The following is a 23,636-nucleotide window of genomic DNA, read 5'->3' as shown; positions in this document are numbered from 1 at the left end:
CTAAGACTAAGATTAATACACTACTTTAATAAAATTAAGTCAAAACAATAACATATTTTTAAAGTTACAACTATTTTATCTTAGTAAAAATATTAGCACTGTCTTTTTTATTTAGATTTATTTCTTACTATCTTTTTAATAGTAATAATTACTATTAAGATAATTGCTATTAATACTATAGAAATATAAGTTTTCTTATTTTTATTAGAGTTGTCTATATAACTATTTTTTATCTGTCTATAATCATTAGAATGATTCACTCGTTTTCCTCTAACCAATAACCTATGACTATTTACTCCATATGGGGTACAAGTAACTAATGTAACAAGATCTTCTCCTTTTTCTATAGCTAGCTGAGAAAGATCTGATGGTAATACAACTGAAATTTTATCAACTTCATATTCAAGCTTTTTATCTAAAACTTTAATATAGAATAAATCTTTTTTTTTCAACTTATCTAAATCAGTAAATAAACGTGCATTTGTAAAACCACTATGTGATGCTAAAACTGCATGAGTTCCTTCCCCACCAACTGGAAGTGATGTTCCTTCAATATGTCCACACCCATTTTCAAGAGCTTCCTTTCCGACTCCATGCCAAATAATTAGTTTTTGATTTATTTTAGGTATTTCTAGAATCCCCATAACGCCATCATTATTAGGATTAAGTAATGAATAATATACATTATCTTTTGAATATTCATTATTACTAAATACATCTTTAACCATATTGACTAAATGCTGTTTATTGTACTCTATTGCTTTATTTAAAATTCTATCTTTTTCAACAGTATTTTCTTTTGAGATTTTCTCACTATACTTTACTTCTAATTGATTATTTATATGTTTATTCCATAAGTCGCTAATAGTTGGATAAAAAAATATACTAGCTCCAATAAAGAAAATTAAAAATGAAAAAATTAAACTTAATTTATTATTTTTTTTATTCATAAAATTAATCACTCTTTTCGTCTTTTTTTAATAAAGTCAAGTAATTTAACCAAAATTAAAGCTAATAATATTCCTCCAATAATACATGCAATTTCTACTATTAAGAAATATGGTTGTACATTTTTTACTTTTTCTTTCTCTTGAAGTTCTTCTTTTTTATCATATGGAACTCTATGTCCACGAACTAATAATCTATGTGAGTTAATTGAGTACGGGGTGCATGTAAATAAAGCAGCCAAGTCTTTACCTTCTTTAATTGCTAATTCAGAAGTTTGTTCTGGCTCAACAACTAATATTTGATCTACTTTATATGCAAAAGTTTCACCGCATACATGAAAATAGAATAAATCTCCATCTTTAAGTTGATCTAAATCAGTAAATAACTTAGCACTGGGTAATCCCCTATGAGCTGAAATAACAGTATGTGAGCTCTCTCCACCTACAGGTAACGAACTACCCAAAAGATGACCAGCCCCCTTAGCCAATACTTCATCTGTAGTATAATGATAAATTGGTATGTTAACATCAATTGATGGAATTTCAACACTTCCAATTATTCCATCATTATTTATATTTAATAATGATTCATACTCCTTATCTTTAATACCATTTCTAACAGAAAAAGCATCTGGTACAACCCCACCAATTAATGTTTCATTGTACTTTCTAGCATCATCTATTTTCTCTTTAATTTCATCAGGTTTTATTTCTTTAACAACATTATCATAATTAGCAATTAATTTATTAGCCCTATATTTATTCCATTGATCACTTATCAATGGATAAAATGCTATGCTTAATCCAAGTATAAATATTAAAACAATAGAAATCTTCTTAACGCCTTTCAATATTTCCTCCTATAGAAAAAATTCGTACTAGAATTACCTAGTACGAATTTATTTAATTACCTAAGTAATATTAATTACTCCATGTAAATCTATACTCTTGATTTTTTCTTACCAAATAAGAAGTGGCTTCCTATAGCACCAGCCATTAAAGTAACTCCTACAAAAGTGAATATGTATGTACCCATTCCACCTGTAGATGGTAATTGACTTAATTTTGTATTTTTGATTATTGAAGTTTTTGTATCATCTTTAATTTCTTTAATGCTTCCATCTTGTTCATAGGTTGCTGTATATGTTGATGTATTTTGATCATTAATTGTTATACTATAACTCTTTAAAGTACCTTCTGGATTATATGTAGCAGTAATCTTTACTTTTTGAGGTGTGTTATTTAAAGCATATCCTTCTGGAGCTTTAGTTTCCACTAACTCATACTCACCAGTAGCTAAACCAGTAAATTTTAATTTACCACTATTATCTGAAGTTGCAGTAAGTACTTTTCCTGGCGTTCCATTTTTAGGTGTTAATGTAAATTCAGCCCCAGATAAAGGCCCTTCTACCTTTTGACCAGTTTCCATTACATTTTCTGTTTGTTGATCTAAAACTTTACCAGTTTCATCAACTTTTATAATTTCTCTTGTTACCTTATTTTTATCTTGTCTTGAAGCAAATAAATCAGCATCTATACCAAATGTATATTGATAAGTACGATCATGTATCTTAGTACTATCTTTTGTTGTATCTGGATTATTACTATATTCTAAAGTAACATCGTTTGTGTTTGGATCAAAGTTGTATTTTGCATCATTGTTTAATTTTGCACTATATGTAACAATAACTTCTTTTCCACCATTTGCAAGAATATAATTAGAATTGAAATCTATTTTTATGTTTTGAGCATCTGTTTTTGTAAATTTAAAAGTATTTTCTCCTTCTTGAATGACTTGTCCATTTACAGTCACTTTGATAGAATCATCATTGTAATCTAATCCTTCGCTTAATTTATCTGTAATAATATATTTTACATTAGTATATTCTTTTGAATATCCTGGAATAAGTGCAGTTACTTTGAAATTAAAATTTTCACCAACAGCTTGGTCTGCACCTTTATTATTACCATTGTGTGGATTTTCAATTTCCTTTTTTATAGTAGGCCCTATTTTTTTAGCCCATGCTTCAGTACCATTTAGGTTCCAATTTGTATTAGCATCAATTAAGCCTTGTTCCATTGAATTATCGCTACCACCTTTATTGTAATAAATACCTAATAACATTGGATTATAAATAGTAGTACCTTCATCTTTAGGAGTAGCTATTACTAACCAATAACCTGCATTTAAATTTGCTGTATAAGTTGTTTTATCTTCTCCAGGAGTCATTGTAATTTTTTCATTAGATGGTAAACTATTTAAAGCATTAGTATCTTTTGCAATTGCAAGAATTTCTTCTTGAGTTGGTTTTGTTGGATCTTTAATATTTAATCCATTTCCCAAAGCACTATTGAAAACATAACTAATAAACCCATTCTCATTATAATTTCCTTTTACAATTTGATATGCAGTTACTGTACTTCCTTCTGCTACATTATGTACTGTTCCCAATGCTTTATCATTATCACTAGGAGCTTGTCCAGCAGCTTTTACTACTTTACTTGTTAATGGCGAGCCAAAGCTAAGAAACATAGCAAAAACAGTTAAAAATGAAATCATTTTTTTAATTAAAAAATTTCTCTTATCCATACTTAATAACCCTTTCTTATTTTTATTTAAATAGATTCAAAAATATAACATTAAAAATATTTAGGGAATATTCTAATGTACATTTTTTATACTACCAATTGACTAAACTTAAATAAAAATTCCTAAATAACATTGTATACTAAACAATATTTACTATTTATACACATTATATTATTAATTTGAATTATAGTTAGTTCTTTTTTTTTTTTTAGAAAGAAAAAAAAAGAACTTTATCTGATAAAATTTCTCATAAAAAAAGTATGCTGATTATTTAATCAGCATACTATAAATCTTATTTTTTCTTAAAATTTAATTTTAATATAATGAATTTTTAAATCTAATATATTTTTATACATTGCATATTTTTAATAATTTTTATATTTCTTATTTTAAATTTTTTATTCTCCAATTAAAACAATATTTTCTAAATCTAATTTATTAATATATTTCATTAAAAAGTAATATTCTTAAATACTTTTATTCTTCCTATGGAACAAGCCTTTTTCTATCTCTAGTTATTAAGGTTGCTTCTCTAACATTTTCTAACCCTAAAATTCTTGCTGTTATTCTTTCTAGACCAATAGCCAATCCACCATGTTTAGGCATCCCTAATTTAAATAACTCTAAATAACTTTCATAACTATTAGGGTTAAGCCCCTTATATTTCATATTTTCTACTAGCATTTCATAGTCATGTATTCTTTGTCCACCTGTTGTTATCTCTATTCCCCTAAACAATAGATCAAAACTATGAGTTCCCTTCTCTCCTTTAGGCATTGTGTACATTGGTCTTTTTTTTCTTGGATAATTAGTCAAAAATAGAAAATCACTATTTAGTTTTTCTTTTGCATACTTATATAAAAGTTTTTCTGCTTCTGGGTCTAAGTCACCATCTAAGTCATTTTTATTATACTGTTCTTTTAATATCTCTATTGCCTCATTAAATTCTATTTTAGGTATTTCCTCATATATAACAGGCAATTCAACTTGTAATAACTCTAGATATTCTTTTCCTTTAATTCTTAAAGAGTTTAATATAAATTTAAGTAAATTTTCTTCTAAATTCATAATGTCAAACTCATTTTCAATAAATCCCATTTCTAGGTCCATACTTACATATTCATTAAGGTGTCTATTGGTATTATGCTCCTCAGCTCTATATGCATGACCAATCTCAAAAACTCTTTCAAAACCTGCACCAACCATCATTTGCTTATAGAATTGAGGACTTTGTGCTAAATATGCTTTATTTTCAAAATATTTCACCTCAAAAACTTCTGTTCCCCCTTCAGCTCCCTCTTTAACAATCTTAGGAGTATGAATTTCTGTAAAACCTTCTTTATTTAAAAACTCTCTAAATGAGTCTGTTATTATATTTTGAACTTTAAAAATAGAATTTATCTTTTTATGCCTTAAACTTAACATTCTGTTATTAAGCATAGTATCTAAATTTATATCTAAAGTTTCTTTATTTACTTCTATTTTTAGCTCTTCTTTTGCCTTATTTATAATCTCTATATTTTCTACTTGTATTTCAAAGGAATTTAATGAATTTTTACTCTCTTTTAATGCTCCTTCAATAGAAACTACAGATTCCACAGTTAAATTTGATAAATCACTCTTTTCATTTTCAGCAACACACTGAACTAATCCAGACCTATCTCTTATAATAATAAACGTTATAAATTTTAATCTTCTAATTTTATATATCCATCCCTTAATACACACATTTTCATTCAAATGATTTTTTAATTCATTTATTAAACTTCTTTTCATAATTTTTACCTCCAAAAAAATATCCCCTTGAGTAAAAACTCAAGGGGCAAAATAATTTCGCGGTACCACCCTTTTTAATAATGTTTAATTGAATTAAAATAAAAACACTATATAGAATGAGCTCTTTTCTATATAAAAAAAGCACTCACTCCCATAATAGGAGCGAATGCATATATTCACGGTGCCATCCTAATTCAACAATGTATTAATACATTATCATCTCAGATCCCTGTAACGGAGGAAAACCGTCTCATCCTACTTAACACTTCAGATAAGCTTCTCCAGAATGTCTTTCAATATTACCTTTCTCATAGGCTCACACCAACCCTACTCGCTTTGCATACTAAGTATATATTTACTCTTCCTTTCAAAGAATTTACTTTTTTGTATATTTTATTAGAATAATTTCAATTTGTCAATATTTATTTTTCTACTAAATATATATTAATTTATTTAATATTTACTTTATTATAAAAAAATTCTTTGCTTATTTTGATGAACTTCTCATAATTTGAAAACATTGCAGGATGTCCACCTTTTTCAAAAATGTAATATTCACCATGTCCTATCTTTTTAATGAGATCTTTGTATGCATTCTCAAAAAAGTCTTTATTATTTAAGCTTAAAATATCATCTTCTCGACTTCCAGTCATAAGTATTTCAGCTTTTAATTCACTTAAAGGTTTATGAAAAAACTTACCTATTTTCTTTTCATGCTCTAAAGTAACTTCAGTATCTTTATCTACTATGCTTTCCCAATCATCTCCATTCATGTATTCATAGAACCCTCTAGCATTTTCATCATTTTTAGAAAGTTCTCTTTCTTTGACTATGTTTTCAGTATATGCTTTTAAAGGTACTTCTCCTTCAAAGCTATCAGTAATCAATTTATCAACTAGATCTGGTGCCTCTAAAGCGGCATTAATTGCTGCCAATGCTCCCCCACTACTCCCTATTATATAAACATCTTTATATTTCTTTTGTCTTAAAAATTCAATAACTTGCTCTCCTTGATCATACCAAAAATCTATTGGAAATTTATCAAGTCTATCTGATTTTCCATGTCCTAAAAAGTCTAATAAAATCACCTTATAATCTGATGAATACTTATCAACAATAAGAGAAAACATCTTTGAAGAAGCCGTATTACCATGCAAAAATAATAATGGTCTTCCTTCTCCTATTTCTTCATAATAACAAGATTGATTTTTATATTTAAAATATGCCATACTCAAACACCCTTTATAATACTTTCTTTAAAAATAAATCATTTATAAACAACTTTTATACAAATAATATTATAACACAGCTTAGTAAACGATTAATAAAGAAGCTATTTGCCATTATTCACCTCTTAATTTTATTTAATATAAATTATTATATGATATAATATTTTATCAAATCAAAATTATTAATTTAATTTTATGAATTTATAAATATAAAAAAGAAAAAATAATAAATGAATTTAACTAAAGAAAGGAGATAGTGCTGTATAGAAATATAAAAATAAAACTCAAAAATAGTATGAAGAGAATATCTAGATGAGCTTTAGAATTTAAATCTTTAGCAAAATCTAGTAATTATCTTAATATGTTTATTAGTTTTATAATAATTTATTTTTTAGATGCAGCTATTTAATCATAATGACAAATATCTTAGGTTTAATATTATCCTTAATACTTATAATGTATCTTGCTTATAAAGGGTACTCAACAATAATAACAGCTCCCATTGTAGCATTAGTAGCTATACTTATTACTACTGGGTTAGATGCACATTTAATGGCTAGTTACACTGAAATATATATGTCTGGCTTTGCAAGTTTTATAAAAAATTATTTTCCTCTTTTTATGACAGGAGCAATTTTTGCAAAGTTAATGGAAGAGGTAGGTTATGCTAAATCTATAGCTCACTTTATAACTAAAAAACTTGGAAAAGAAAAATCAATATTAGCCGTTGTTCTTTCTGGAGCATTGCTTACTTACGGTGGTGTTTCCTTATTTGTAGTAGCATTTATTCTTTATCCAATTGCCACTACATTATTTAGAGAAGCTGATATTCCTAAAAGACTTATACCTGGAACAATTGCTCTTGGAGCATTTACTTTTACAATGACTGCTATGCCAGGTTCACCAGAAATTCAAAATGTTATACCAATGAAATATTTTGGTACAGATACTTTTGCAGCACCACTTATAGGATTATTAGCAAGCATTATGATGCTAACTCTTGGTATGATATGGCTTACACGCCGTGCAAAATCAGCTAAAGCTAAGGGTGAGGGATATGGAAATCATAATGATTCAATAGTTAATGAAAACTATGAAAACTTACCTAGTATATTTAAAGCAATAATTCCTATAATAATAATTTTTATAGTTAACTTATTCTTTTCAAAAGTTTATTATGAAAATATAGATGGAAGTTACCTTAAAGAATTTAATACAACTTTAAGTAATGTTTCTGGAACTTGGAGTGTAATAATTGCTATAGTTTTAGCAGACTTATTTTTAATAATAACTAACTTTAAAAAAATAAAAAACTTAAAATCAGTATTAGATAAAGGAGTTACTAACTCATTTAAACCACTATTAAATTCTAGTGCCATAGTTGGATATGGAAGTGTAATAAAATCACTAGCTGTGTTCACTCTTATACAATCAGTTATATTTGGCGTTTCATCAAACCCAATAATCTCTGAAGCTTTATCGGTTAACTTAATATGTGGACTTACAGCCTCAGCCTCTGGAGGACTTGGAATATCTTTAGATGCTCTTGCTCCAACATACTTACAAATGAGTCAGGCTATGAATATTTCACCAGAAATACTTCATAGAATAGCTTCTCTATCTTCTGGAGGGTTAGATACTCTTCCTCATAATGGAGCAGTTATTACTACTTTAGCAATTTGTAGTTTAACTCATAAAGAAGCATACAAGGATATGTTTGTAACCTCTGTCCTTATTCCTATATTTACAACAGCTGTAATAGTTTTATTATTTTCTATGAAATTTGCTGTTTAATACTAAAATTTTAAATATTATTTTTATATTTTGATATAACTCTTTTACAGTTTTTATTCTATAAAAAATGCTGTTTTATATAGTGTTTTCAAGCACTATATAAGACAGCAATTATTTTAAAAAATTATTATATTTAATTATTCTATATATTTTCTTTCACAAATTTTAAGTAAAAATCATAAGAAAATTCTTTTTCATTTAGTCTATATTCTTCATCTAAATCGGGGCCACAACTATTTGATCCTATACCACTTTGTTTATAATCTACAATTAAATAAGTTGCCTCTTCTTCATTCAAATCAAAATTATGATTTGCATTAGTTAATTGATTTAAAGAAAAGTGTGAAACATTGAATGCAAAGTCATTTTCTGATAAAACACAAACCTTTCCTTTTTCATTATTAATAGCTACTTCTCTACAATAATGATGACTTCCATTTTCTTGAGGTCTTATATAATCTTCATGCATTTCAGAAACCTTAGAATTAAATCTTCCTAAATAACAAGATGAATTTTTGTCCACGTAATTTTCATATGGTCCAAATCCAAAGTAACTTACCTCTTCATAGGATTTATTAAGCTTAAGCTCTACACCAAACCTTGGTAAATAAGGTGTTTTCATATTTTTATTCCCTTTAACATGGCATTTAATTAATCCCTCTGAGTGTATACTCCATGTTACCTTAAGATCAAGAACTCTTTCTCTATATGGTGGTATCAAGCTTAAATCGCTAGTTATCTCCACCCTATTTGAAAACTCCTTAATTTTACTATTATACACTCTTGTAGTAATTTGATTAAAGCCAGCTTCAATCCACAGATTTTTAATCTTTCTATCATTATCTGTAGGTGCTCTCCAAATAATAAATTTCATTGGATCATCTATAAATGTTTCTCCTAATGCCTGAATAAAATCAAAGGAACCTGTATTTTTATTATAATTATAAATAAACTCATTATTTATAACTTTAATCTTATTAACTGTTTCTTCTACATAAAATTTTTGTTCATTAATAGTACTTTTTAAGATTTTATCAACAGATGAAATATTATCTGCTCCATTTTTTATGATAAAATGGTCAAAGCCTAGAACTTCACCTTTTTCATACAGATGATTATGATTTTTCACTTTACACTCAAATAATATAGTTATAATTCCCTTCGGCAATTCTGATAAGTTTAAATCATACCATTTTTCTTCTTTTGCTTTTAAGCTTTCTAAATCTATATCATCTCCGAAAATTGTTTCTTCATCTAAAAATACTTTATAGGTAACATCTAAGAATTCACCAACATCCCTAAAATCAAGCATATTTTTAAGCTTAACTCTTTTCTTAACTTCATCAAATTCTATGGCTCTTATAGGTCTATTGATATTTTTATATTCTAATAACCCAGTGTGAGGAGTTCTATCTGGGTAAACTAAACCATCTACACAGAAGTTCCCATCATGATTTTCCTCTTCAAAATCGCCACCATATCCATATGCTTTTTTATCGTTAATATTTTCATTAATAAGTATTGCATGGTCACACCACTCCCAAACATATGCCCCTGCAAACTGGTCATACTTTTGTATCATTTCATCATAATCTTGTAATCCACCTGGTCCATTTCCCATAGCATGTGCATACTCACATAATATTAATGGCTTGTCTATTCCTTTTTCAAAGTAATCCTTGATTTCCTCTATACTTATATACATACGACTAATAACATCAATATTTGTAAAGTCATTTTCTCTTTCTTTGCTAGCATAATAAGCACCTTCATAATGAAGTGGACGTGTAGGATCTAATTTTCTAGCATATTCTAATCCTCTTTCAAAGTTACATCCAAATCCTGACTCATTTCCAAGAGACCACATGAAAATACAAGATTTATTCTTAAAAGGAACTATAGATGAATCAACTCTATCAATAATAACCTTTTCATAAACTTTATCATCAGCTATCATATTATAATTATCTAAATATCCTAGTCCATATAGTTCAACAACCCCATGAATTTCAATATCAGCCTCACTCATAACATAAAAACCATATTCATCACATAACTCATAAAAAATCGGAGATTTAGGATAATGAGCTGTTCTTATAGAGTTAAAATTACACTCTTTCATTATTTTTAAATCTAGAATCATATCATCATATGTCATAACATATCCCTTAGTTGGATTACTATCATGATGATTAACTCCTCTTAACTTTACTTTTTTATTATTAATTTTTAAAATAGAATTCTCTATTTTAATTTCTCTCATACCTATTCTTTCTTTTATAACTTCATGCTCTGTTTCAATTAATAAGGTATATAAATTAGGTATTTCAGCACTCCAAAGTTCTACATTTTTAATATTGATTTGGACTTTATTATTATCTATATTTCCAGATGCTATCATGTGATTATTAGGATTTAATAAATAATATTTCCCTTTTGGATTTCCTATATTAGATAAAATTTCAAGATCTAACTTTCCTTCTTTAGCTGAAAAATCTATACTTTGAGTTATTTTATAGTCAACTATTCTTTCCTTTGCTCTTCTTAGTATATATACATCTCTAAAAATTCCAGACATTCTAAACTTGTCTTGATCTTCAAAGTAAGTTCCATCACACCATTTTAAAACTAAGACTGTAATTGTATTTTTACCCTTTACTAAAAATTCTGTAATATCAAACTCAGATATGCTATGAGATATTTGGCTATACCCAACAAAGTTATCATTTATCCAAAAATAAAAGCAGGAATCAACGCCTTCAAAGTTTATATTGTAATCATAATTTTCAGGAAGTATTTCAATTTCAAAATCTCTCTTATAAATTCCACACGGATTGTTTGTAGGAACAAAAGGTGGATCAAAAGGAATTGGATATTTTACATTAGTGTATTGATTATAATCATATCCCTTTAATTGCCAAAGAGATGGCACATCAATATTATCTGAAAAATTAATTTGATTTATATTATCAAACTCTTTAACTTTTTGTAAGCTATCAAAGTAATTAAATTCCCATTTACCATTAAGTGAAAAGAAGTTAACTTGCTTACTTCTATCTTTAATATTTAAAGCTTCATCAGTATCCACAAAAGGAACATAATAACTTCTTCTTGGCATCATATTTACATGCAGTTTAGAAATATCTTCATGGTATTCATTTTTTAATATCATTTTACCCTCCCAATACATTTAAAATAATTATGTATTTATGAAACATGATTGTATATTTAAGAAACATAATTCCATATAAATCATTTTTCAAAATAGTTTTTACCCATAATTAAATGTTAATATGTAAATTAATCTTTTAGAATAGTTAAAAAGTTCTAAAATATGTTATAATGTTTCTTATAATCTTATAAATTTTAATAACTAATATATAAAGATATTTCTTTAAAATATTCTTATATTTAGAAGGATTTATTTTAAAATAAAAGGCTTTTATGTTGATAAACGGCTTTGCAAAGCTCTCATGTAAATGTTTAATATAAAACTTACTATAAAATTGGCTAATTTTATAGGTTAGGAGGTAGAAATGCAAATATTGTGGAAAAAGTATGTTAAAGAAAATTTTGAAATGAATGTAGATGAATGTGGTATAGAACAAGGTATACCAGGATTAGGATATAACTATGAAGTATTGAAAAATGCTGTTATTCATTACGTAACTAAGGGATATGGGACTTTTAAATTTAATGGTAAGGTATATAACTTAAAACAAGGTGATATTTTTATACTACTAAAAGGTATGCAAGTTGAGTATGTGGCTTCTATAGATGATCCTTGGGAATACTACTGGATAGGCTTTAGTGGTTCAAATGCTAATGAATATTTAAATAGAACTTCTATAACTAACTCTTGTGTTGCTAATTGTGAAGAAAACTCAAAAATTCCACAGATAATATTAAATATGTGCGAAATATCAAAGACTTATAATCCTTCAAGATCTGATGACATACTATTACTAAAGGAACTTTACTCATTATTGTACGCACTTATAGAAGAATTCCCAAAACCTTTTGAATACAAAGATAAGGAATTACACACATATATTCAAGATGCCCTTAATTTCATTAATTCTAATTATATGCATAGTATAACTGTTCAAGAAATTGCTGATTATGTAAACTTAAGCAGAAGTTATTTATATAAAATGTTCATAAAAAACCTTGGAATTTCTCCTCAAAGATATTTAATAAACCTTAGAATGTACAAAGCCACCCTTTTACTAAAAGGCACTAAATTTCCTATAGGAGAAGTCGCAAATAGTGTAGGTTATAGTGACTCCCTATTATTTTCAAAAACTTTTTCAAAACATTTTTCAATGTCTCCACTAAATTACAGAAATAATCAAGTAAATAAACCAAGCATATAAATTTAAAATACAGCTTTAAAACAAAAAAATTCCAAAAATAAAAAGTATGACAGAGGCGTAAATTTAAACCTCTGTTATACTTTTTAAATCTTTTATAAGAATTAAAATTATATGAAATTTATTTTCTAAAATCTCAATTAGACCTTTAATATAATTACTATATTAAATTCACTTAATTTAGTATTAATATCTAAATTATCTCTTATACTTTTCATATTAATGTTAACCTATTCTTGTAACACCATTTTTCAAGTCATCAACTATAGCTTCATATTCTGCCTCAGATAAATTATATCTTCTTAGTAGCATAAAGCTTATTATTACAATGGCACATGGAACTAAAGTCTGTATTAAATGAATTCCGTTTAATGTAAAAGTAGATTGACTTTCATTTGCTGTATAACCAATATACGCTAAGATATATCCACATAAGGATCCCCCAATAGCACTGGCAATCTTACTTTTAAATATATTTAAAGAGAATATCATTCCTTCTGATCTCTTTCCAGTTTTCCATTCACCATACTCAACACAATCTGCAACCATTGATGTTAAGGTAATATAACCTGCTCCATCAAAAATTCCACTTATGAAGTTTATAACTATCATTAAAGGTAATGAAGAATAGGATAATAAAAATACTAAAAATGATCCTGCAGCACCAGCTAATAATCCTAAAAGAGCTGTATTTCTTTTTCCTAATTTTTTTGTTAAAAATGGTGACATTATTCCACCTAATATACTAGCTCCCATACCAACTGAACTAACTACTGGAATCATCATTTCCGCATTAAAATTATACTTTACATAATATATAGATATTGTATTTTTTATTGATCCACTTAATTCTAAAACTAACATTGATAATAAAACTATTCTTAAAGGCTTATTTGTCTTTAATAGATTTATAAATTGTTTAAAACCTTGCTTTTCCTTTTTCTTTGCCACATTATCCTTAATTTCTCTAATTCCAAAGGCTGTAACCCAAGTAAATATAGTAGCAAAGCAAACATATATTATGGCCACAGTTTGCCAGTTTCCAATTATTGATACAAGAGGAATTGTTGAAGTTAAAATTATAAAATTACCTACATAGGCTACTGTTCTTGCTGATGTAACAATCTTAGTTTTTCCTGATGAAGATCTTGTAATATTTGCAGATAATGACCAATATGGTATATCCATTGCAGTAAAGGATATTCCCCAGAAAATATATGCTATGTATATCCATATTATTTTACCACTATAACTTAAATCTGGTGCTGAAAAGCACATTATTGTTGCTATTCCCATGAAAATAGGAACGATAAATAAATATGGTCTACTCTTTCCGATTTTAGTATTAGTATTATCAACTATAACCCCCATTATAGGGTCTGTTATTGCATCTATAATTCTTGCCACCAAAAATAAGGTTCCTATGGCAGCTGCCCCTACTTTAAAACTATCTGTTAAAAAGATTAAAAGGTAGGAACTAATCAATGCGTATATCATATTGTTTCCTAAACTTCCCATACTATAAGTAATTAAAGTTTTTATAGAAACATCATCACTTTTTTCTACTTTTTTATTTATTAATGTATCCAAACCATCACCTCTATATTTAAATAATAAAATCTTATAAATACCCGTTTAATTAAACCTTCAAAAAAGAAATCGATTTCTTAATCTTCGTTTATATTATTGCAAAATTTTTCTATTAATCAAATAGAATTAAGTTTCTAAAATATTGATTTATATTTCCTAATTAAATACTATATAAATCAAAAAATTAAATTTTAAATTGACTTTTAAAGAAAATATGTAGTATAATCCTTAATGAAACGACACATGTAGTGCTTTGCACGTAAATCTGATTACGGTACAAAGGCATACATGTGTTTTTTTATCGTTCAACAATACAAAAATAGTTATTTTTAGAAAATAGAGGAATGTATTATATGCCAAAGACAAAATTTCAACAGTTATTTTTTGCTTTTTTAACAGTGCTAATAACTGTTCACTTATTCGTATTTTATAATCTTGCTATAGAGATGGGGGGTATGTGTAATCAAGTGTTTATAGACTCTATAAATATAGTCCCAATTGAATTTTTATTTGCATTTTTACTTGATATTTTTATTGCAGGTCCACTTGCATTTAAATTGGCTTTTAGCATTGTAAATCCTAAAGAGGACAAACCTTATATAGTAAATATAGCAATCACATGTTCAACAATTTGCTTAATGTGCCCTATGATGTCCTTTGTTTCAGCTTTACTTTTTAAAGGATTTAATTCAGAACTTATTGCGAATTGGCTACAAAACATTGTAATTAATTTCCCCTTTGCATTTTTCACACAATTATTTTTAATACAACCTTTTGTAAGATTTGTTTTTAGAAATGTATTTAAAAATCAATTAAATAATGATAAGTGTATTGTTAATGAAGCTTAACTTATGGAAATATAAAAAAGGCTGTAGTTTAAAACTACAGCCTATAACACTTCAAAATTATCTTCTATTTTGTTGTTGTTTCTTAGCTCTTCTACAAGACATACATCTTGTTGGCTCGTTATCGAATCCTTTTTCTTTGTAGAATTCTTGCTCTCCTACTGAAAATACGAATTCACTTCCACAATCTCTACATGTCATTATTTTATCTGTCATAAATATTCCTCCTGAAATTAAAGATTCTAAATCGATATAATAATCTCTAATTTACGAGAAACTATTTACCTAAATGAAACTTTTTTTGTTAGCATTTTTGCTACTCTCTTATAGTAACACACTATTTATTTTAATGCAATTGTTTTTTAAAAATAATTATTAATAAAAAGTTTTTTGCCATTTTATATTTATCTAATATTGTGTAATCTACACTGAATTCATTTAATAAAATCTTTAATTAATGTATAAAAAATACTATACTTAATAATGAAAATATATTAATTAGTTTAGATTGAGGAGTTTATATATGAGAAAAAAAGATATACTTGAATTAAAAAAACGTCTTAAAAAAGACCATTGCACCTTTACTAAAATGTGTGGATGCTATGTCAATGGAGAAAAAAATATTATTTTAAACTTTAGGGAAACTTTTCTTAACTTAGATGAAGATGAATACTTTAAGTATTTAGAAATTGCTAAAAAAGTAATATCTGGAACTATTGGAAACAATATTTTAGAACTTAACTTTCCACTAAATGATTATCTTGTTAATGAGAGACAAGTTTCTCTTATGCAATTAAAAAATAGTCAATTAAAGGATGATGAACTTCTTAATGATTTTTATAAATTAGTAATAGATAATTATGATTACACAGGTAACTTTTTAATACTTCTTTTCCATGATGCTTATGATGTTATCACTAAAACTAAGGATAACCTTAAGGTAGATGAATCTGAAGAAGTATATGAATATATTTTATGTGCAGTATGTCCAGTTTCTCTTTCTGGTCCTGGTCTTAGATATTTTGAAGAAGAAAATCAAATAAAAGCACGTATTAGAGATTGGGTAGTTGAAGCCCCTGCCAATGGATTTGTATTCCCAGCTTTTATAGATCGTAGCTCAGATGTGAATTCTGTTATGTATTATACTAAAAATGCTAAGGATACTCATCCAGAATTAATGGAAAATGTATTAGGTTGTACTTCAAAACAAACTGCTACTATTCAAAAGCAAACCTTCCAATCAATTATTAAGGATTCTTTCTTAGATGAAGAAAAAGCAGAAAAAGTATTTATGGAAGTACAAGAAAATTTAAATAATATGATAGAAGAACATAACTCTATGTATGAAGATACTCCTGACTGTGAACCTATAGCTTTAACAGATAAGGATGTTCAAAATATATTAATAGAAAGTGGAATTCCTGAAGATATTACTAGCCAGATTGAAAAATCTTATGTGGAAAGCTTTGGAGAAGATCTTCCTTTAGCTGAAAACTTAATTGATAATAAAACTCTAAAAGCAAATGAACAGAGAAAAAAAGAAGAACATCTTGAAAAGCAAGTGGCAATACTAAAAACTAGACTTGAAGAAGTGAAAAAAGAAGCTGCCATGGACAAGGAAGAAGATTCTGTTACAGAAAATGATGATTTAGTTTCTGATGAAACTTTAGAAAGTAACTCAGAAGAAATCTTAGAAAGTAATTTAGAAGAATCTGAAGATAATACTGATATTAATAGTGAATATGATATTGTACTTCAAGTAAAACCTGAAAAAATACCTGAAATAAAATCTCAAATAATTGATGGTCAAAAATGCATAGTTATTCCTATTAATGATGATGAACAAACTACAGTTAATGGATTAGATGATTTAATTTAGATTAGTTGAAAATAAGGTAATATGAATTTAATACCCTATATTACTTATATAACTGGAAATTTTATTTCCAGTTATATTTTTATCCTTTTCTTCAACTATTATTTTTCACTCTAAATAATGTCATATATCAAAAGTTATTTTGAAATAGCCAATAATTCACCTATTCTATAAACTTAAGTATATTCTTACAAAGTACTTTACTTCCTCTCTTTTTTTAGGCAAGTAAAATTCATATTCTATAAAGGCATAATTATCTATATTACCTTTAAAATATTTATTCATACTAAGTATATAATTATGAATTTCTTCTACAGTTCCATAAAAATCTACTAAAGCAAACTTTCCCTGTATGCTTTTAAAGGTAATTTTATCTTTGCTCTTTGATTTTTTTAAAAATTTTTCTATATTCTCATTAGATTTTATAAAAAGTAAGTTTTCTTCTTCTATAATGTGTTTATTATCCTTTATTTCATAGAAATAAAAATATGCTTCATCTTTTAATTCTATTAATTTTTTTTCTACTTTAGATTCATTCTCTAAGTCTAAAGCACTTCTTACCTTCACTTCATAGAGTTTTAAATCTAAATTTTCTACATTGACTTTAGAAAAATCATACTGATTTTTAAAATTCATTATTCTATTTATTACTTGTCCACTATTATCTAAGGATTCCTCTAATTTTTTAAGTTCTAGAATCCTCTCTTTTATTATATCTTTTTGCTTTTGCATCAAATTATAATAATCCTCTATGTCCCCATTTTCTATAATCTCTTTGATTTCACTTAATGAAATACCTAAATATTTTATTCCTAATATTAATCCTAATTGCTCTAAATGTCTTATATCATAAAATCTATAACCATTTTCTTTATTAATCTCTGGTTTCAAAATTCCTATCTTATCATAGTATCTTAATGTATCTTTACTTATATTAAATAACCTAGCTACCTCACCTATAGATAACTTCATATTCCCACCTCTTATACTCACTATATATTCAATTATATCTCATTAAATTATACATATGAATATATTTTCAAAATAGGCATTGACATTGGAGTTACTCCACTCTTTATACTTTCTTATTGTAGATAAAATTTATTTAGAAAGGATGATATATTTATGAAAGATGTAATATATAGAGATGTAAAAAAAGAGGATTTATGTGAGTTTGAAAACTTAATCAAGGATGCCTTTAACTTTGATAAGTTTATCCATAATAAAGAGCTTTTAAAAGTAATAACAAGCTCTTATCTTAAGGAAAGTATTTGTGAAAGTTCATTTATTAAAGTGGCATCTAAGGGTGATAAAGTTTTAGGATTTATATTGTGTAAAGCTGATGGGGATAAGGCTAATTATAACCATCTTTTCACCCCTTTAAATGAAGAAAAATATCCAACTACTCTTCCTATAGAAAATATTAAAGATGAAAATGAAATAACTGAATTTATTAAAATAAAAGAAGCTTACTCAGAATTATTAAATGGAAAGGAAAATCTTTTTGATAGTTGCATTAATTTATTTATTGTATCTGAAGAATCTAGAGGCCTTGGAATTGGAAAAACTCTTCTTAATTATTCTTTAAAATATATGCACTCTATGAAATCCTCTTCTCTTTACTTATTTACAGATGATAGATGTAACTATGGATTTTATAAGAGCCAAGGGTTTAATTGTTTAGATGAAGTAGATGTTTATTTAAAAACTGTAGACTCAAATTTTAAAACATTTTTATATACCTATTCCTATTAAAAGTTCTCTTAAAAATAAAAAAATACAAATGAGGTTAAATCCATTAAATATCTGATTTAAAGTCAAATAAATCCACCTTAAAATTTAGTTATGACTTATAAAAATTTCTTAAAATAAGGTGAAAGAAAAATTTTTATTAAATCAAAACTTACTAAAAAACCTCATTTGTATTTATGTTTTTATATAAATTATATTTTAATAAATTAATCAGTTTTTATTTACTAAGTATAAACCTTAATCTACATCTTCAAAATTCCTATTTAAATATTTAACTGAAGTAACTATTCCATTATCATTAAGAACTAGAGTCGTGTCATAATAATATATGCTATACTCATCTTCAGTATTAAATCTGTATTTCCTACCAATTCTAACATTCCTATTACCTTTTTCATCTAAAAATTCTTCATATATAGTACTGTCATCATGATCTTTCTCCGCTTTACTTATATTTTCTTTAATAGTATCAATATTTTCACCTATTATATTTACCCCCTCATACTTAACTATATTTCTTTCTATAGAAGCTTCTTTCACCCAGGTTTCTTTTTTATTAAATTTAATCACTATACCCCCAAAATCATAAGTTTGATTGCCTAAATAATTAAACACTTCATGGCTAAATTTTTCCTTTGCACTCCATGGTTTTAAATCCCTAAAATCAGATTCTTCCCTTATATCAGAATCAGGATTTTCTAAAAAGTTAGATTTTCCATAATAATAGCAATTGTTAGGTGCATTATGATGTACATCCTTAATATCACTATTCTTCATAACAATAGAATTTATAGGTTCATAAAAACTTATCCTTGAATCATGTAATCCATCACTAGAAGCAGCTACTACTAATCTTCCTTCTTTATATGCTAAAGCTTCCACTTTTGACTCAAAAACATAAGGTATTAAAATAAAACCAAATATTAAAACAAAACTTATTATAAAAGATAAAAATGTAGTAAACGTCTTAGCAAATCCCCCTATTCCTTTCTCTTTCCAAATTATTTTAATAAATATTATATTACCAAAAGCTATAAATACAAATTTATCTAAAAGTATAAAATTCTTAACACTTTCTCTAAACTCCATACCATAGTTTAATAAAATATTGCTTGAAACCAAATAAACAATATAAATTAAAAAACTTATTATTAAAATAACTCCTGAAACACTTAATTTATTCCCCTTCATGTAACTCCTCCCCCATAAAAATATAAATAACTTAATATAGCTTAAGTGTTATATTTTACAAATATATTATTTTATTTATATAAATTTGTAAATATATATAAATAAAAAACTACTTTAATAATCATTCCTTTTAATGTAAAATATCATAAAAAGATAAATAAACAATCTCTTATTCAATTAATAATGAAACTATTTATATAAAAATACAAAAGCTGGAGGATATATTATGAAATATGAAGTTATACTATTTGATGCAGATGAAACCCTATTTGATTTTAAAAAATCTGAAAAGGAAGCCTTTAAAAATGCTATGCTTGACTTTAATATAGCATATGACGAAAACTACCATTTAAAAGTATATAAAGAAATAAATACTGCTATATGGAAAGAGTTTGAGCAAGGACTTATTACACAAAAGAAATTAAAAATAGAAAGATTTAAAAGATTATCAGATAAATTAAATATAAATTTTGATGCAGCTAACTTTGCTAAATCATATATGAATCATTTAGCTGATGCTTCTTTTCTATATGAAGATAGTACTGACCTTATAGAAAATCTTAATAAATCTTATAAACTTTCTATAATAACTAATGGTCTTATTTCTGTTCAAGATAAAAGAATAAGACAATCTACTATAGCAAAATATTTTGACACTATAGTAATTTCTGAAGAAATACTAATATCAAAACCTGATCCAAAAATCTTTGAGCATACTCTAAAACATATGAATTTTTCTGATAAGAGTAAAGTATTAATGGTTGGAGATAGCTTAACTTCTGATATACAAGGTGGTATAAACTTTGGTATAGATACTTGTTGGTACAACCCTAACAAGATAAAAAACGAAACATCAATAAAACCTACTTATGAAATTTCTAGCTTTGATGAACTAAAATCTTTACTAATTAATTCATAAATAATAACAAAAAGGTATAGAATTAGATCTAATTCTATACCTTTTAAATATTTGTAAAAGACTTATTCATTTATTATATGGTTAATAGTAGTTGATCCTATATCAACTCCTAAGTGTAATACTTCTTTCATAAACTTCTCACCCTAAAATAAATTATTAATATAATTGCAATTTTCTATATAATAAAACTGCAATTTCGTATTAAATATTATATAAAAACTTCATAAGTACATCCAATCAAAATTTAATGTTAAAGCGTATAAAATATTTATATTTTTACACAACATTCGTTATTATATTCTATTTATTAATGTAAAACTTGCATTTTTTTAAATAAGCGAAGGATTTCCATCAATTATTTTTATATCAATTTAATTTTTTTAAATTTTAATTAACAAATACATATATTAAATTAATTTTTTTTAAAAAATATAAAGCTAAGTTTATTTTTTTGTGATATACTATATGCTATAAAATGAAATTTCAATTATTCATTTCTTGCATATATTTAATTTAGCAAAGTTTCAAATAAATGATTTTCAAGTTATAAACTACTCAAGGAGGCTATTAAACAAATGAAAAAATTAGGACTAGCATTTCAAATTGTACTTGGACTTATACTAGGTATTATAGTAGGAGCTGTTTTTTATGGTAATCCAGTTGTTACTTCATATTTACAACCATTTGGAGATATTTTTATAAGATTAATTAAAATGATTGTCATACCTATTGTCTTTTCATCACTTGTTGTTGGTGTTGCTGGAGTTGGAGATGTTAAAAAATTAGGGAAAATCGGCGGAAAAACAATACTTTACTTTGAGATTGTAACTACATTCGCTATTATAATAGGTTTAGTTGTAGCTAATTTATTTCATCCAGGAAGCGGAGTAAACATTAGTACTCTTGCAACTACTAATATTGATAAATATATGAGTACAGCAGAAGCTGCATCTAACCATGGATTTATGGATACATTTATAAATATTGTTCCAACTAATATTTTTGAATCTCTTGCAAAAGGAGATTTACTTCCTATTATTTTCTTTTCAGTTATGTTTGGATTAGGTGTAGCTGCAATTGGAGAAAAAGGAAAACCTGTCCTTGCAATATGTCAAGGTATAGCTGATTCAATGTTTTGGATTACTAATCAAATTATGAAGCTTGCGCCACTTGGCGTATTTGGATTAATAGGTGTAACTGTTTCTAAATTTGGATTAGCTTCATTAATTCCTTTAGGAAAGTTAATAATTACTGTTTATGGCGCCATGTTCTTCTTTGTATTTTTTGTTCTTGGCTTTATTGCAAAAATATCTGGAACAAGCATTATATCACTTATAAAGCTTTTAAAGGATGAACTTATTTTAGCTTATACTACAGCAAGTTCTGAAGCCGTTTTACCAAAGCTTATGGAAAAGATGGAGAGGTTTGGCTGTCCTAAGGCAATTACATCTTTTGTTATTCCAACAGGATATTCATTTAACTTAGATGGATCTACTTTATATCAATCTATTGCAGCACTTTTTATTGCTCAAATATATGGAATTCACTTACCACTTTCTGCTCAAATTAATTTAGTGCTTGTATTAATGCTTACTTCAAAAGGTATGGCTGGAGTTCCTGGTGCATCTTTTGTAGTACTTTTAGCAACTGTTGGTTCTTTAGGAATTCCAGTAGCAGGAGTTGCCTTTATTGCTGGTATAGATCGTATCGTTGATATGGCGAGAACTCTTGTTAATGTACTTGGAAACTCATTAGCTGTTGTTGTTATATCTAAATGGGAAAAGGAATTTAATGCTGAAGAAGGACAAAAATATATTAAATCAGTTAGTGAAATAGCATAATTTTAATTTACTAAATTATGATTTTATTTAATTATAAAAATAGTCTTAGACAAGTTATATCAATATCTAAGACTATTTTAATATTTCTTTATAATACGGTTATCCCTATGGAAGACAAGGGCTTACCTTTCTGTAAATTTTTAATATTAAATACTATATTAATAAAAGATATACTTAAATTAATAAGTATATCTTTCAAATCAAAATTTATTCTTGGTATAAAAAATATCTATTTTTTATAATTGCAGCTCTTTATATCATTTCTAAACGTGGTTTGTTATATAATTAATATAAAATTGCTTGCTTTCTCCTTCACTAATCCGAATCATGTCTTAGATTATTATACCATCGAAGTGGTCCACTTCATGCTGAATAATCTGAGCAGTAAATCCTGAAAATGTTTCTTTGTGTTTCTTGAAATTTCTATCAAGATATTCTACCTCAATTATTTCATATCTTGTTGTTTTTCTGAAGCCAGTTAAAGATAAGCAACTCTCTTCAGTTTCATAACTTTTCTCTTTTTTTAATATAACTGGATTAACCATAGGAACTATAATATTTCCTATACTAAATACAAGTATGCGCTTTTTAACTCCTATCATATTGGCAGCCATACCAACACAACTCTCTAAATTTGCTCTTAGGGTATCAACTAAATCATCAATAATTCCTATATCTTCTTTAGTTGCAAGTTCTGATTTTTGCCCTAAAAATAATACATCCTTAACAATTGGTCTTATCATATTTATTCCAACCTTTCTAATTTATTGACCTTAATAAGGTCTAAAATTAACAATCTTTTTAAAAAATCATACTTAAAATATAAATGTAATAAACAAATATGTAAATATATTAATTAATATTTAATATATTTATAAAAAATGGTAAAATAAATAAGATGGAATGAAATGGG

General features: G+C 26.3%; 18 protein-coding genes and 1 other annotated feature. Of the genes, 7 read left to right on the top strand and 11 right to left on the bottom strand.

Translation table 11 applies throughout. The annotated features are described in order from the left end of the window. Positions 1-107: 107 nt before the first annotated feature. From GOM42_RS04195 to GOM42_RS04175, 5 genes are all read right to left on the bottom strand, one after another. On the bottom strand, positions 108-950 hold the full coding sequence (locus GOM42_RS04195) for a class C sortase (protein WP_042268034.1): 843 nt from the start codon (positions 948-950) through the stop codon (positions 108-110). A gap of 8 nt (positions 951-958) precedes the next feature. Beyond that, on the bottom strand, positions 959-1,798 hold the full coding sequence (locus tag GOM42_RS04190; protein WP_110077318.1) for a class C sortase: 840 nt from the start codon (positions 1,796-1,798) through the stop codon (positions 959-961). A gap of 89 nt (positions 1,799-1,887) precedes the next feature. Then, on the bottom strand, positions 1,888-3,537 hold the full coding sequence (locus GOM42_RS04185) for an isopeptide-forming domain-containing fimbrial protein (RefSeq protein WP_252597711.1): 1,650 nt from the start codon (positions 3,535-3,537) through the stop codon (positions 1,888-1,890). Between the two features lie 486 nt (positions 3,538-4,023). Continuing rightward, positions 4,024-5,313, bottom strand: a complete 1,290-nt coding sequence (gene aspS / locus GOM42_RS04180) for an aspartate--tRNA(Asn) ligase (RefSeq protein WP_078233437.1) — start codon at positions 5,311-5,313, stop codon at positions 4,024-4,026. A gap of 155 nt (positions 5,314-5,468) precedes the next feature. Further along, positions 5,469-5,693, bottom strand: a binding site (T-box leader). Between the two features lie 69 nt (positions 5,694-5,762). After that, the gene (locus GOM42_RS04175) at positions 5,763-6,542 is read right to left on the bottom strand and encodes an alpha/beta hydrolase (RefSeq protein WP_003461598.1); all 780 of its coding nucleotides are present in this window, start codon (positions 6,540-6,542) and stop codon (positions 5,763-5,765) included. Between the two features lie 414 nt (positions 6,543-6,956). Here GOM42_RS04175 and GOM42_RS04170 point away from each other — a divergent pair, with 414 nt between their 5' ends. Beyond that, on the top strand, positions 6,957-8,336 hold the full coding sequence (locus GOM42_RS04170; RefSeq protein ID WP_078233436.1) for a GntP family permease: 1,380 nt from the start codon (positions 6,957-6,959) through the stop codon (positions 8,334-8,336). A 142-nt stretch (positions 8,337-8,478) separates the two neighbouring features. Here GOM42_RS04170 and GOM42_RS04165 read toward each other — a convergent pair whose 3' ends face one another. Next, positions 8,479-11,508, bottom strand: a complete 3,030-nt coding sequence (locus GOM42_RS04165) for a glycoside hydrolase family 2 TIM barrel-domain containing protein (RefSeq protein WP_078233435.1) — start codon at positions 11,506-11,508, stop codon at positions 8,479-8,481. 364 nt (positions 11,509-11,872) lie between these two features. Between GOM42_RS04165 and GOM42_RS04160 the strand changes: the two genes are divergently transcribed. Then, entirely contained in the window at positions 11,873-12,712 is an 840-nt protein-coding gene (locus GOM42_RS04160) for an AraC family transcriptional regulator (RefSeq protein ID WP_061415294.1), read from the top strand. A 222-nt stretch (positions 12,713-12,934) separates the two neighbouring features. On the opposite strand, the gene GOM42_RS04155 is transcribed toward GOM42_RS04160, so the two are convergent. Then, positions 12,935-14,299, bottom strand: a complete 1,365-nt coding sequence (locus tag GOM42_RS04155) for a glycoside-pentoside-hexuronide (GPH):cation symporter (RefSeq protein WP_003468848.1) — start codon at positions 14,297-14,299, stop codon at positions 12,935-12,937. 353 nt (positions 14,300-14,652) lie between these two features. Between GOM42_RS04155 and GOM42_RS04150 the strand changes: the two genes are divergently transcribed. Continuing rightward, positions 14,653-15,147 (top strand): DUF2798 domain-containing protein, encoded by a 495-nt coding sequence (locus GOM42_RS04150; RefSeq protein WP_003460841.1) that lies wholly within the window; start codon positions 14,653-14,655, stop codon positions 15,145-15,147. Between the two features lie 57 nt (positions 15,148-15,204). Here the strand turns inward: GOM42_RS04150 and GOM42_RS04145 are convergent, their stop codons facing one another. Next, on the bottom strand, positions 15,205-15,360 hold the full coding sequence (locus tag GOM42_RS04145) for a zinc-ribbon domain-containing protein (RefSeq protein ID WP_003452954.1): 156 nt from the start codon (positions 15,358-15,360) through the stop codon (positions 15,205-15,207). Positions 15,361-15,667: 307 nt separating this feature from the next. On the opposite strand from GOM42_RS04145, the gene GOM42_RS04140 reads away from it, so the two are divergent. Next, on the top strand, positions 15,668-17,023 hold the full coding sequence (locus tag GOM42_RS04140; RefSeq protein ID WP_252597710.1) for a DUF4317 domain-containing protein: 1,356 nt from the start codon (positions 15,668-15,670) through the stop codon (positions 17,021-17,023). Between the two features lie 165 nt (positions 17,024-17,188). Here GOM42_RS04140 and GOM42_RS04135 read toward each other — a convergent pair whose 3' ends face one another. Further along, positions 17,189-17,992 (bottom strand): MerR family transcriptional regulator, encoded by an 804-nt coding sequence (locus GOM42_RS04135; RefSeq protein ID WP_011010017.1) that lies wholly within the window; start codon positions 17,990-17,992, stop codon positions 17,189-17,191. Positions 17,993-18,145: 153 nt separating this feature from the next. Between GOM42_RS04135 and GOM42_RS04130 the strand changes: the two genes are divergently transcribed. Next, positions 18,146-18,775: a GNAT family N-acetyltransferase gene (locus tag GOM42_RS04130; protein WP_004458221.1), complete on the top strand. Its 630-nt coding sequence runs from the start codon at positions 18,146-18,148 to the stop codon at positions 18,773-18,775. 234 nt (positions 18,776-19,009) lie between these two features. Here GOM42_RS04130 and GOM42_RS04125 read toward each other — a convergent pair whose 3' ends face one another. Continuing rightward, on the bottom strand, positions 19,010-19,963 hold the full coding sequence (locus GOM42_RS04125) for a hypothetical protein (RefSeq protein WP_078233433.1): 954 nt from the start codon (positions 19,961-19,963) through the stop codon (positions 19,010-19,012). Positions 19,964-20,189: 226 nt separating this feature from the next. Here GOM42_RS04125 and GOM42_RS04120 point away from each other — a divergent pair, with 226 nt between their 5' ends. Both GOM42_RS04120 and GOM42_RS04115 read left to right on the top strand, forming a co-directional pair. Further along, positions 20,190-20,882 carry a YjjG family noncanonical pyrimidine nucleotidase gene (locus tag GOM42_RS04120; protein ID WP_060669807.1) on the top strand — a complete coding sequence of 231 codons (693 nt, stop codon included), beginning with the start codon at positions 20,190-20,192 and terminating at the stop codon, positions 20,880-20,882. A 575-nt stretch (positions 20,883-21,457) separates the two neighbouring features. Next, positions 21,458-22,723 carry a cation:dicarboxylase symporter family transporter gene (locus GOM42_RS04115; protein WP_003461701.1) on the top strand — a complete coding sequence of 422 codons (1,266 nt, stop codon included), beginning with the start codon at positions 21,458-21,460 and terminating at the stop codon, positions 22,721-22,723. A 332-nt stretch (positions 22,724-23,055) separates the two neighbouring features. On the opposite strand, the gene GOM42_RS04110 is transcribed toward GOM42_RS04115, so the two are convergent. After that, positions 23,056-23,466 carry a peptide deformylase gene (locus GOM42_RS04110; protein WP_003477074.1) on the bottom strand — a complete coding sequence of 137 codons (411 nt, stop codon included), beginning with the start codon at positions 23,464-23,466 and terminating at the stop codon, positions 23,056-23,058. Between the last annotated feature and the right edge of the window lie 170 nt (positions 23,467-23,636).

The organism is Clostridium sp. 16K-1-R1 (assembly GCF_023921145.1).
In the GTDB taxonomy this organism is placed as follows: domain Bacteria; phylum Bacillota; class Clostridia; order Clostridiales; family Clostridiaceae; genus Sarcina; species Sarcina perfringens.
The sequence above is the reverse complement of the archived record's forward strand: the minus strand, read 5'-3'. Positions and strand labels throughout refer to the sequence as shown.

Excerpts from the sequence above, each read along its gene's own strand:
- GOM42_RS04195 (WP_042268034.1), bottom strand. The coding sequence starts at position 950 with ATGAATAAAAAAAATAATAAATTAAGTTTAATTTTTTCATTTTTAATT.
- GOM42_RS04185 (WP_252597711.1), bottom strand. The coding sequence starts at position 3,537 with ATGGATAAGAGAAATTTTTTAATTAAAAAAATGATTTCATTTTTAACT.
- aspS (WP_078233437.1), bottom strand. The coding sequence starts at position 5,313 with ATGAAAAGAAGTTTAATAAATGAATTAAAAAATCATTTGAATGAAAAT.
- GOM42_RS04175 (WP_003461598.1), bottom strand. The coding sequence starts at position 6,542 with ATGGCATATTTTAAATATAAAAATCAATCTTGTTATTATGAAGAAATA.
- GOM42_RS04170 (WP_078233436.1), top strand. The coding sequence starts at position 6,957 with ATGACAAATATCTTAGGTTTAATATTATCCTTAATACTTATAATGTAT.
- GOM42_RS04165 (WP_078233435.1), bottom strand. The coding sequence starts at position 11,508 with ATGATATTAAAAAATGAATACCATGAAGATATTTCTAAACTGCATGTA.
- GOM42_RS04160 (WP_061415294.1), top strand. The coding sequence starts at position 11,873 with ATGCAAATATTGTGGAAAAAGTATGTTAAAGAAAATTTTGAAATGAAT.
- GOM42_RS04150 (WP_003460841.1), top strand. The coding sequence starts at position 14,653 with ATGCCAAAGACAAAATTTCAACAGTTATTTTTTGCTTTTTTAACAGTG.
- GOM42_RS04145 (WP_003452954.1), bottom strand. The coding sequence starts at position 15,360 with ATGACAGATAAAATAATGACATGTAGAGATTGTGGAAGTGAATTCGTA.
- GOM42_RS04140 (WP_252597710.1), top strand. The coding sequence starts at position 15,668 with ATGAGAAAAAAAGATATACTTGAATTAAAAAAACGTCTTAAAAAAGAC.
- GOM42_RS04135 (WP_011010017.1), bottom strand. The coding sequence starts at position 17,992 with ATGAAGTTATCTATAGGTGAGGTAGCTAGGTTATTTAATATAAGTAAA.
- GOM42_RS04130 (WP_004458221.1), top strand. The coding sequence starts at position 18,146 with ATGAAAGATGTAATATATAGAGATGTAAAAAAAGAGGATTTATGTGAG.
- GOM42_RS04125 (WP_078233433.1), bottom strand. The coding sequence starts at position 19,963 with ATGAAGGGGAATAAATTAAGTGTTTCAGGAGTTATTTTAATAATAAGT.
- GOM42_RS04120 (WP_060669807.1), top strand. The coding sequence starts at position 20,190 with ATGAAATATGAAGTTATACTATTTGATGCAGATGAAACCCTATTTGAT.
- GOM42_RS04115 (WP_003461701.1), top strand. The coding sequence starts at position 21,458 with ATGAAAAAATTAGGACTAGCATTTCAAATTGTACTTGGACTTATACTA.
- GOM42_RS04110 (WP_003477074.1), bottom strand. The coding sequence starts at position 23,466 with ATGATAAGACCAATTGTTAAGGATGTATTATTTTTAGGGCAAAAATCA.